This window comes from Brenneria salicis ATCC 15712 = DSM 30166, from assembly GCF_003315515.1.
Taxonomy (GTDB): Bacteria; Pseudomonadota; Gammaproteobacteria; order Enterobacterales; family Enterobacteriaceae; genus Brenneria; species Brenneria salicis.
On sequence record NZ_QNRY01000071.1, the window covers coordinates 1 to 11,088 of the forward strand.

An 11,088-nucleotide genomic window follows, 5' to 3' on the forward strand; every position below is an offset into this window, starting at 1 on the left:
AGAATCCGAAGTTTCGTGTTATTTATCAGCCGGTTTACTCGCCCTGGGTAAATCATGTTGAACGGCTGTGGCAGGCGCTGCACGAAACGATAACCGGAAACCACCAGTGCCGCTCAATGTGGCAGTTACTGAAAAAAGGGCGTCACTTTATGAATACTGTCAGCCCATTCCCCGGTGGGAATCATGGGTTGGTAAAAATGTAGCGATATTAGGATCAGTTATTTAGTGATGGGTTATTCCATGGGCGGCATGCAAACCTGGATATGGGGTGGAAAATACCCATCCATGATGGATGCGCTGGTGCCGATGGCATCATTGCCAAATGAGTTATCCGGTCGTAACTGGATGATGCGGCGTATGTTGATTGAATCCATCAAAAATGATCCGGCGTGGAATAACGGTAATTACACGCAGCAACCGCCAGCGCTGAAGATGGCCAGCATTATGTTTAGCATTGCCACCACCGGTGGAACGCTGGCTTACCAGCATAAGGCGCCGACTCGCGTTCAGGCTGATAAACTGGTGGATGCACGTCTGGCTGCGCCATTGACCAGCGACGCGAATGATTTCATTTATATCTGGGGATCGTCTGCAAACTATAATGCCGAACCGACGTTACGCCAAATTAAGGCCCCTGTGTTGGTGATTAATTCTGCGGATGATGAACGTAATCCTGTTGAAACAGGAATACTGGATAATGAATTGAAAAAAATAAAGCGTGCCGAGTTGTTCCTGATCTCTGCCAGTAAAGAAACCAGTGGGCATGGCACGATGATGTCGGCAAAGTTTTATAAAGATAAGTTAAAAAGTTTTTTAGAAAGTAATTCGTCTAATAAAGACAATAAATAATTATTATTGATCGGTATAAAAGTCCGCTTGCTGCCGATCATTCTCCTTTCATGTGTACCCTTATTTTTTATTGCGGTTTAGCGTGTGAACAACTGAATGACTCCGGTGAGGGGCAATGTTCATACTTTACTCATTTATCAAACAACAGGGACAATTTATGTTTCGTAAGATAAAGATCCGTACCGCTCTTAGTATCATGGTTTTTTCATTAGCCGCATTACTGCTTTTCGTCGGTGTTTTAGGATTAGTGGCGGTTCAGTCGGGAAATAAATCGTTCGGTCAGGTCGATAAAGAAGTGCTGCCCGGATTGGTGGCACTCAATGAAAGTTCCGAATTATTGCTGCGTGCCCGATTGGATTTACGCCTGTATGAATCGCTGATGGGAAGAGGGGATACTGAAACGGCCAAGGTAGCTCTGGGACGTGCCAAAGACAAAATTAATGGCGCCAATGGAAAATGGCAGACATACCTAACATACCCGCAATCTGAGTAGGAAAAAGTGATTTCGGCGGATATGGCCGAGAAGCGGGAGAACCTGATGAAAACATTTATTGAGCCTGCTTTAGCAGCGCTTGAAGCCGGGAATCTGGATGAGTATCGCCAGCGTGCGGGAAAATCCACGGTACTCTATGCCGCGTTTGATAAATCGACCAAAGCGCTGGTGGCGTTCAAACAGCAAAGTATTGATAACGCTTATGCCGCCTCTAATGACCGTGTTAAACGCATGGAAGTTATCTTATATAGCGCCATTGCGTGTGCATTGCTGCTGGCAGTGCTGGCCTGGTATGTGGTGACTAATCTGGAGTTGAATCCGCTAAACAGGGCTATCCTGGTTTTTGACCGCATTGCTGAAGGTGACCTACGGGCCAAAATCGATAGCAGCGGAAAAAATGAGATTGCCCAGTTGTTTGCGGCGGTTCAACGCATGCGTGACGGGTTGGAAAATATGGTGCTGGTAGTGCGCAACGGGACGGATGCCATCACTGTTGGCGTGGAAGAGATTGCATCGGGTAACGTTGACCTTTCCAGCCGTACAGAACAACAGGTAGCCTCGTTGGATGAAACCGCATCGAGCATGGAACAGATCATGGCGACGGTGAAGAATAACGAAGACAATACGCGCAAGGCCAATGATCTGGCTCAGCAGGCCTCTAATTCCGCATCCCGCGGCGGTAATGTCGTATCAGAAGTGGTTGATACCATGCGATCGATTAAACAGAGTTCCGCTAAGATTTCTGACATTGTTGGCGTGATTGATGGCATTGCCTTCCAAACCAACCTGCTGGCGCTGAATGCCGCGGTGGAGTCTGCCAGGGCTGGCCAGTACGGTAGAGGATTCGCCGTGGTAGCTTCCGAAGTGAGGACACTGGCGCAGCGTAGTGCGACGGCTGCCAAAGAGATCGGCACGATGATTGATGCTTCTCTCAGCCGGATTGAGAAAGGCGCCGGTTTGGTTGAGCTCGCGGATAAAACCATGGATGAGGTATTGACGGACGTGAAAAAGGTCGTCGATATCATGGATGAAATCACGCTGGCTTCCAGCGAACAAAGCCGGGGTATCCACAGATATTAACCAAATGGACACTGTGACCCAGCAGAATGCTTCGCTGGTTTCGGAGATAGCAACATCAGCCGGTTCCCTGCAAGAGCAGGTAATCAACCTACAACAATCCGTGGCCCGCTTCCAGATTGAGAGAGCCAAGATGGAAACGGAACTCCCAGTAGCGAGATTGCGCCAGAATATTGCGCTGGTGGATGCCCGCTAGTTCTTTAAATCGCCTCCTTGCCTGTTTTCAATAATCGCAAACAGGCAATTCAGGCAATTCAGGCAATTCAGGCAATTGTCAACGTATTGGGAGCATAGAGCGATATCGGCATGCAAAATCAATGTGAAATTCTACCAAGACCTATTGCGGAATAAAGCCCGCTATTTCAAAACCGTTCCATCTTTTAAGACGAACATAAGATTTCCCCGCCAAAATTCCGCCAGAAAAATATTTTTCATTTGTATGCCATATCGTGATATTTCGGTGGAGAGCCAATCTTCGTCTTTTTCTATTTCGGTTAGTCCGTATTTCCTTGGTTTGCCATCCTTGGCGACGATCACGGATGGCATATCCGTATCTTCACAGATAACGGTTAGTTGTCCGTTTGGTTCAATTTGCGCGTAATTGATTTTCTGAAAAGAGTTGATGCCTTGAGCATGAAGCTGAGAAGTAACGTTGATAATATCGATTTTATTTTTTTTCTTCAGAATATTATCCATCAGAAATTGTCCTTTCTTGATAATGGGGATCGGGTCACCGATGCTGACGGCGCGAAAGAGATAAAAATGTTTGCTAATAGCGTTGAGCAGAGTGATTAAACCAACGCCAATAAATAGCACGATAATATATTGATAGAGTGGGATGGTATCGCTATAGATAACGCCGCCGATCACGCCGCCAAGTACAAAGTTGCCGATAAAGTCCACCGGCGTCATTTGAGACAGTTGCGTTTTACCCGAAAAATTCAAATGAGTGATAACAATAATAAAGCCGATGATAAATTTTACTAATACAAATCCGTAATATTCCATTTCATTCTCCATTATCAAACTTTTTACTTATCATTATATTGGTATCTCAGCTGCGATATATTGAATATAGCAACGCTTAATAATAGAGCGAGGATTTAACTGAAAATAAGTCAAATAGAGAGGAAAAGCCCTGAACAGATTACTGCCAGGGCTTATTTTTACAGGAGCTTAAAGCGCGGCGATGCTGGCCTGCTGTTCCAACAGTTTCGATTTTGCCGCGGCATAACCCTCGAGTTTTTCGCGCTCTTTGGCGACAACCGCTTCCGGCGCACGCGCCACAAAACCTTCGTTGGACAGCTTGCTTTCGATACGGCTGATTTCCGCTTCGATTTTGGCGACTTCTTTAGCCAAACGATCCAACTCCGCGGCTTTGTCGATCAGCCCGGCCATCGGGATCAGCAGTTCCGCGCCCGCAATCAGCTTAGTCACAGAAACCGGGCCCTTATCACCAGCAGGCAACAGCGTAATGCTCTCCAGACGCGCCAGCGTCTGAATAAAGCTGCGATTTTCTTCTACCCGGCGTTGCGCTTCGGCACTGGCGTCGCGCAACAACACGTCCAGCGGTTTACCCGGCGCAATATTCATCTCCGCGCGGATATTACGCACGGCAATAATCGCCTGCTTGATCCACTCCAGATCGTTGAGCGCCAGCGTATCTTCTTGTGCAGCATGGTACTCCGGGAAAGGCTGCAACATGATCGTATCCGCGGTAATGCCTTTCAGCACTTTTACCCGTTGCCAGATGGTTTCAGTGATGAACGGAATGATCGGATGCGCAAGGCGTAACAATGCTTCCAGCACGATCACCAGCGTGTTGCGCGTACCGCGCAATTCCGCCTCGGTGCCGCCGTTCATCACTGGTTTCGTCAGTTCCAGATACCAGTCGCAGAACTGGTTCCAGGTGAATTCATACAGAATATTGGCCGCGATATCAAAACGATAGCTGTCCAGCGCTTCACGGTAGACTTTCACGGTGCGATTAAATTCCGCCAGGATCCAGCGATCAGCCAGCGACAGCACTTTCTCGCCGCCGTTTTTCCCGTCAATATTGAAGCCGCAGTCCTGCCCCTCGGTATTCATCAGCACGAAACGGCTGGCGTTCCACAGCTTGTTGCAGAAGTTGCGATAACCTTCCAGACGCTTCATATCCCAGTTGATGTCGCGACCAGTCGAGGCCAGCGCCGCCAACGTAAAGCGCAAAGCATCCGTTCCGTGCGGTTCAATGCCGTTCGGGAATTGCTTCTCGGTGCGCTTGCGGATTTTCTCCGCCAGTTGCGGCTGCATCATATTGCCGGTACGTTTTTCCAGCAATGCTTCCAGCGTAATGCCGTCCACCATATCCAGCGGGTCAATCACGTTGCCTTTGGATTTTGACATTTTCTGGCCTTCCTCATCACGGATGAGGCCAGTCATATACACGGTGTGGAACGGCACCTGCGGTTTACCATTTTCATCTTTGATGAAATGCATGGTCAACATGATCATGCGGGCAATCCAGAAGAAAATAATGTCGAAACCGCTGACCATCACGCTGCTTGGATGGAACGCTTTCAACGCCGGCGTCTGTTGCGGCCAACCCAGCGTGGAGAAGGTCCATAGCCCGGAGGAGAACCAGGTATCCAGCACGTCTTCGTCCTGATTCAGAACCACATCGTCAGCCAGATTGTTTTCACGACGCACTTCCGCTTCGTCTCGGCCCACATAAACCTTACCTTGCGCATCGTACCAGGCGGGGACACGGTGACCCCACCATAGCTGACGGGAAATACACCAGTCCTGAATGTCGCGCATCCAACTAAAATACATGTTTTCGTACTGCTTCGGCACGAACTGAATCTCGCCTTGTTCCACGGCTTCAATGGCGACTTTGGCCAGCGGAGCGGTACGCACATACCATTGGTCGGTGAGCATCGGCTCGATAACCACGCCGCCCCGATCGCCGTAAGGGATAGTCAGGTCATGGGCCTTGATTTCTTCCAACAGGCCAAGCTCCTCAAAGGCGGCGACCACGGCTTTACGCGCGGCAAACCGCTCCAGACCACGGAAGGCTGATGGAAGCTCACTGCTATAGATGGTGCTGATTTCGCCATTGGTATCGAATACTTCGGCTTCCTGACGGATATCGCCGTCAAACGTCAGGATGTTGATCATCGCAAGCTGATGGCGTTTACCCACTTCATAGTCGTTAAAATCGTGGGCCGGGGTGATCTTCACGCAGCCTGTGCCTTTTTCCATATCGGCATGTTCGTCAGCGACGATTTTGATGCGGCGGTTAACCAGCGGCAGGATCACGTTTTTACCAATCAGATCCTTATAGCGCGGATCTTCCGGGTTTACCGCCACGCCGGTATCGCCCAGCACGGTTTCCGGGCGCGTAGTGGCGACCACCAGATAATCTTTGCCTTCCGCCGTTTTCACGCCGTCGGCCAAAGGGTAGCGCAGGTGCCACATGGAGCCTTTGGATTCGCGGCTTTCCACTTCCAGATCGGAAATGGCGGTGCGCAGTTTCGGATCCCAGTTCACCAGACGTTTGCCGCGATAAATCAGATCTTCTTTATACAGACGGACAAACACTTCTTTCACCGCATTGGACAGGCCTTCGTCCATGGTGAAGCGCTCGCGCTGCCAGTCAACGGAGTTGCCCAGACGACGCATCTGGCGAGTAATGGTGCCGCCAGACTCGGCTTTCCACTGCCAGATTTTGTCGATAAACGCATCACGACCATAATCATGTCGGGTTTTGCCCTCTTCAGCGGCGATCTTGCGTTCAACCACCATTTGTGTGGCGATCCCCGCGTGGTCGGTGCCCGCCTGCCACAACGTATTTTTACCCTGCATACGCTGATAACGGATCAGCGTATCCATAATGGTTTGCTGGAAAGCATGTCCCATATGCAAGCTACCGGTGACGTTGGGCGGTGGGATCATGATACTGAAGCTTTCTTTATTCGTATCGCCGTTGGGCTTGAAGTAGCCTTGTCCTTCCCATTGCTCGTAGAGCGGCTGCTCGATATCTTGCGGGTTATATTTCGTTTCCATTATGCTCAAAATTCAGTGAGTTGGCGGCTTAGCCGTAGTCAATTGAAAGCCGACGCTGCGATAGGCTTTATAGCGGTCGCGCGCCAACAGTTTCAGGGATTCTTTGTAAGGGACAAAGTCTATCACTTCATGGAAAGCGGTGGCAAAATCCGCGAAGTACGGCAACAGGCTGATGAGCAGATCCCGCGGCGCGTTTCCGCGTCGTTCCGGCCAGGCCAGTTCGACGGGGGCGCCCTGGCGCGGCCCTTCGCCCGCCAGATTGTGCGGAACAAAACTGTGCGGATCGCGTTGCCACAACGCTTCATCCAACCGCATGGCCTGCTGCTCGTTCTCACAGGCAATCAGCACGCGCTTTCCCGCTCGCCAACGTTCCGCCGCCAGTGTACACGCCAACGCTTCAAAGGCATTGAGCTCGCCGCTTTTACTGTCGTGTTCGAGAAGATAGAACGTTGCGTTTTTCATTATCTACACTATTGATAAAGGCCGGAAAACCCGGCCCGGTATTGCTTATTTAGTCAGACACGGATGAGTGCGTCCGACAGGATCGCCATCATTCCACGTCGTTCAGCCCGGCGCGGTTAAGCAGAAACTGTGACAGTAACGCCACCGGACGACCGGTTGCGCCTTTGGCTTTGCCTGAGCGCCAGGCGGTTCCGGCGATATCCAGATGCGCCCAACTGTATTTACGCGTGAAGCGTGACAGGAAGCAGCCCGCGGTAATCGCCCCGCCAGGGCGACCACCGATATTCGCCATATCAGCAAAATTGGATTCCAGTTGATCCTGGAACTCATCGGTCAGCGGCAAACGCCAGGCACGGTCGCCGGATTGCTCGGAAGCGCTCAGCAATTCATGCGCCAGCGGATTATGATTCGCCATCAGCCCGGTAATATGATGACCAAGGGCAACCACACAGGCGCCGGTCAGTGTCGCGACGTCAATGACCACATCCGGCTCATAACGCTCAACGTAGGTCAACGCGTCACACAACACCAGGCGGCCTTCCGCATCGGTATTCAGCACTTCGACCGTCTGACCTGACATGGTGGTCAGCACATCGCCCGGACGATAAGAACGTCCGTCGACCATATTTTCACAGCCCGCCAGTACGCCGATGATATTCAGCGGCAGCGCGAGTTCAGCCGCCATGCGCATCACGCCATAAACGGTAGCGGCGCCGCACATGTCGTATTTCATTTCGTCCATACTGTCGGCTGGCTTGATGGAGACGCCGCCGGAATCGAACGTCAGGCCTTTGCCGACCAGCACGATTGGACGGGTTTCCGCGGACGGATCGCCTTTATATTCGATGACGGACATCAGGGATTCATTCTGCGAGCCCTGACCGACCGCAAGATAGGCGTTCATGCCCAGTTCTTTCATCTGCTGTTCGCCAATCACGCGCGTCGTGATGTTCTGGCTGTAGGTATCCGCCAACTGACGCGCTTGCGAGGCCAGATACGCGGCGTTACAGATGTTTGGCGGCATGTTGCCGAGATCTTTGGCGGCTTTAATGCCGGCGGCAATCGCCAGACCGTGCTGAATAGCCCGTTCGCCGCTGGTCAATTCACGGCGCGTCGGCACGTTGAACACCATTTTACGCAATGGGCGGCGCAACTCGACTTTATTACTCTTAAGCTGATCAAAGGTATAGAGCGACTCTTTGGCGGTTTCGACCGCCTGACGCACTTTCCAATAAGTGTTGCGGCCCTTGACGTGCAGTTCGGTCAGAAAGCAGACCGCTTCCATCGAACCGGTTTCATTCAGGGCGTTAATGGTTTTCTGAATAACCTGTTTGTACTGACGTTCGTCAAGTTCGCGCTCTTTGCCGCAGCCAATCAGCAAAATGCGCTCGGAAAGAATGTTGGGTACATGGTGCAATAGCAATGATTGCCCCACTTTGCCTTCTAATTCACCACGGCGAAGCAACGCGCTGATATAGCCGTCGCTGATTTTATCGAGTTGTTCGGCAATAGGGGACAGACGACGCGGTTCAAACACGCCGACGACAATGCATGCACTGCGTTGTTTTTCCGGGCTACCGCTTTTTACGCTGAACTCCATGTACTCTCCTGAATCTTAAAGACAAAGGCGGGATCAACGGCTAGAATGTGACACTCCGTAATATTTTCCCGCCGTTGCGTTAACATAACCTGTGTTAATCTTAACGACGTAACGAAACTGTTTTGGTGATTAATAAGCAGGTTCTGATACAACCGCTCAAACGCAGTATGTTGTAATACAACTTTAGCTACGAAGGTTGCCACAAATGAGTATAAATGGCGAGTTAGCGAAGAAACTATCGATTTTCCTGCAAAAAGACAAGTTTTCACAGGCGTAATTAAGCGTGATCATCATTCGATATCTGGTACGGGAAACCTTTAAGAGCCAACTGGCCATCCTTTTCATTCTGCTACTGATTTTCTTTTGCCAGAAATTGGTGCGGATACTGGGTGCGGCTGTTGATGGTGAAATCCCCACAAATTTGGTTATCTCTCTGCTGGGATTAGGCGTGCCGGAAATGGTACAGCTTATTCTGCCGTTAAGTCTGTTTCTTGGATTATTGATGACGTTTGGTCGCCTGTACGCAGAAAGCGAGATCACCGTCATGCATGCCTGTGGACTGGGGAAAAGCGTGCTGTTGAAAGCGGCATTGGTGCTGGCGTTACTGACCGCGGTGATGGCCACCATTAATGTGCTGTGGCTCAGTCCCTGGTCTTCCCGGCATCAGGAAGTGGTTCTGGCGGAGGCGAAAGCCAACCCCGGCATGGCGACATTGATTGAAGGGCAGTTTCAGTCCGCTCAGGGCGGCAACGCGGTGCTGTTTGTGGGCAATGTAAAAGGTTCGGAGTTTGAAAACGTCTTTCTGGCGCAATTACGGCCCAGCGGCAATGCCCGACCTTCCGTGGTGGTTGCCGATCGCGGCCATGTCACGCAGAACAGCGAAGGTTCTCAGGTGGTGACGCTGGATAACGGCACCCGCTATGAGGGAACGGCGCTGCTGCGGGATTTCCGCATTACCGATTTCACCAACTATCAGGCGGTGATTGGCCACCAAACGGTTACGTTGAACAACAACGACGTACAGCAAATGGATATGCAGACGCTGTGGCGCTCCAGCGAGAATGACGCGCGGGCCGAGTTTCACTGGCGTTTGACGCTGGTTGTATCAGTGCTCATCATGGCGTTCATGGTGGTGCCGCTCAGTGTGGTCAATCCGCGGCAGGGACGGGTGCTGAGCATGCTGCCCGCCATGCTACTCTACCTTATTTTCTTCCTGCTGCAAAGCTCGCTGCGTTCCAATGCGGGCAAAGGAAAAATCGATCCGATGCTTTGGATTTGGCTGACCAATCTGGTGTATTTCGCTATCGCGGTGATCCTCAACCTTTGGGATAGCGTACCCATGCGTAAAGCGCGCGCCCGCTTTAAAACCCGCTCGCTTAACACTCAAGGAGCGGCCTGATGTTTGGTGTATTAGACCGCTATATCGGCAAAACCATTTTCAATACCATCATGATGACGCTGTTCATGCTGGTATCGTTGTCCGGCATTATCAAATTCGTCGATCAGTTGCGTAAGGTGGGGCAGGGTGATTATTCGGCGTTGGGCGCCGGCCTTTATACGCTGCTCAGCGTGCCAAAAGATATCGAGATCTTCTTTCCGATGGCAGCGCTGCTTGGCGCACTGTTGGGACTGGGGACACTGGCGACCCGCAGTGAACTGGTGGTGATGCAGGCTTCCGGCTTCACCCGCTTGCAGATTGCCGCCGCCGTGATGAAAACCGCGATTCCGTTGGTTCTGCTCACTATGGCGATCGGCGAATGGATCTCCCCGCAGGGGGAACAGATGGCGCGTAACTACCGTTCTCAGATGATATCGGGTGGTTCCATGATCTCCACCCAGGGTGGACTGTGGGCGAAGGACGGCAATAATTTCATCTACATCGAACGGGTTACTGATGACAACGAGTTATCCGGCGTCAATATTTACCATTTTGACGACCAAAACAAACTGCTGTCTGTTCGTTATGCAGCATCGGCGACCTTCGATAACGGAGTCTGGAAACTCTCACAGATAGATGAATCCGACCTGAGCGACGGCAAACAGATCGGCGGCAGCCAGACGCTTAGTGGGGAATGGAAAACCAACCTGACGCCTGACAAACTTGGCGTGGTGGCGCTGGAGCCTGATTCACTCTCGATTCGCGGGCTGTATGAGTACGCCAACTATCTGAAACAAAGCGGACAGGAAGCCAGCCGTTACCAACTCAATATGTGGAGCAAAATTTTCGCCCCAATATCCGTTGCGGTGATGATGCTGATGGCGGTGTCCTTTATCTTTGGGCCGTTACGTAGCGTACCCGCGGGGACGCGTATCGTGATTGGCATTAGCTTCGGTTTTCTGTTCTATCTGCTGAACGAAATCTTCCGACCATTGAGCCTGGTATACGGCATTCCTCCGATTCTGGGCGCTATCTTGCCAAGCGCGGTATTCCTGGTTATCAGCGTGGCGTTATTATTGAAACGCAACTAAATAACTGCGCCTATTACCGCTCCACTTTTGTTAGTCCAGGTTTGTTGCCTGGGAAAGGTGATGCGGTTTTAATAAATTGTCTGACATTTTT

At 51.2% G+C, this 11,088-nt stretch carries 6 protein-coding genes and 3 pseudogenes; 5 read left to right on the forward strand and 4 right to left on the reverse strand.

Going from position 1 to position 11,088, the window contains the following annotated elements; translation table 11 throughout:
- From DES54_RS17815 to DES54_RS19120, 3 pseudogenes are all read left to right on the forward strand, one after another.
- Window positions 1-203 (forward strand): annotated as a pseudogene (locus tag DES54_RS17815) (IS630 family transposase); the annotation flags it as partial.
- A gap of 19 nt (window positions 204-222) precedes the next feature.
- Window positions 223-849 (forward strand): annotated as a pseudogene (locus DES54_RS17820) (alpha/beta fold hydrolase); the annotation flags it as partial.
- A gap of 157 nt (window positions 850-1,006) precedes the next feature.
- A pseudogene (locus DES54_RS19120) lies at window positions 1,007-2,615 on the forward strand (methyl-accepting chemotaxis protein).
- 161 nt (window positions 2,616-2,776) lie between these two features.
- On the opposite strand, the gene DES54_RS17830 reads toward DES54_RS19120, so the two are convergent.
- The 4 genes from DES54_RS17830 to pepA all read right to left on the reverse strand — a co-directional run bounded on the left by DES54_RS17830 (window position 2,777) and on the right by pepA (window position 8,528).
- Entirely contained in the window at window positions 2,777-3,427 is a 651-nt protein-coding gene (locus DES54_RS17830) for a DUF421 domain-containing protein (RefSeq protein WP_113869667.1), read from the reverse strand.
- Between the two features lie 168 nt (window positions 3,428-3,595).
- Entirely contained in the window at window positions 3,596-6,466 is a 2,871-nt protein-coding gene (locus DES54_RS17835) for a valine--tRNA ligase (RefSeq protein WP_113869669.1), read from the reverse strand.
- 12 nt (window positions 6,467-6,478) lie between these two features.
- On the reverse strand, window positions 6,479-6,928 hold the full coding sequence (locus tag DES54_RS17840; RefSeq protein ID WP_113869671.1) for a DNA polymerase III subunit chi: 450 nt from the start codon (window positions 6,926-6,928) through the stop codon (window positions 6,479-6,481).
- An 88-nt stretch (window positions 6,929-7,016) separates the two neighbouring features.
- Window positions 7,017-8,528, reverse strand: coding sequence for a leucyl aminopeptidase (pepA, locus tag DES54_RS17845; RefSeq protein ID WP_113869673.1), 1,512 nt, complete (start codon window positions 8,526-8,528; stop codon window positions 7,017-7,019).
- 283 nt (window positions 8,529-8,811) lie between these two features.
- Here pepA and lptF point away from each other — a divergent pair, with 283 nt between their 5' ends.
- Window positions 8,812-9,927, forward strand: a complete 1,116-nt coding sequence (gene lptF / locus DES54_RS17850; protein ID WP_113869675.1) for an LPS export ABC transporter permease LptF — start codon at window positions 8,812-8,814, stop codon at window positions 9,925-9,927.
- The gene (gene lptG, locus DES54_RS17855) at window positions 9,927-10,997 is read left to right on the forward strand and encodes an LPS export ABC transporter permease LptG (RefSeq protein ID WP_113869677.1); all 1,071 of its coding nucleotides are present in this window, start codon (window positions 9,927-9,929) and stop codon (window positions 10,995-10,997) included. The genes lptF and lptG overlap by 1 nt, the downstream gene beginning before the upstream one ends.
- The last annotated feature ends 91 nt before the right edge of the window (window positions 10,998-11,088 follow it).

What these genes read in the sequence shown, in the direction of transcription:
- DES54_RS17830 (WP_113869667.1), bottom strand. Translation starts at nt 3,427, where the DNA reads ATGGAATATTACGGATTTGTATTAGTAAAATTTATCATCGGCTTTATT.
- DES54_RS17835 (WP_113869669.1), bottom strand. Translation starts at nt 6,466, where the DNA reads ATGGAAACGAAATATAACCCGCAAGATATCGAGCAGCCGCTCTACGAG.
- DES54_RS17840 (WP_113869671.1), bottom strand. Translation starts at nt 6,928, where the DNA reads ATGAAAAACGCAACGTTCTATCTTCTCGAACACGACAGTAAAAGCGGC.
- pepA (WP_113869673.1), bottom strand. Translation starts at nt 8,528, where the DNA reads ATGGAGTTCAGCGTAAAAAGCGGTAGCCCGGAAAAACAACGCAGTGCA.
- lptG (WP_113869677.1), top strand. Translation starts at nt 9,927, where the DNA reads ATGTTTGGTGTATTAGACCGCTATATCGGCAAAACCATTTTCAATACC.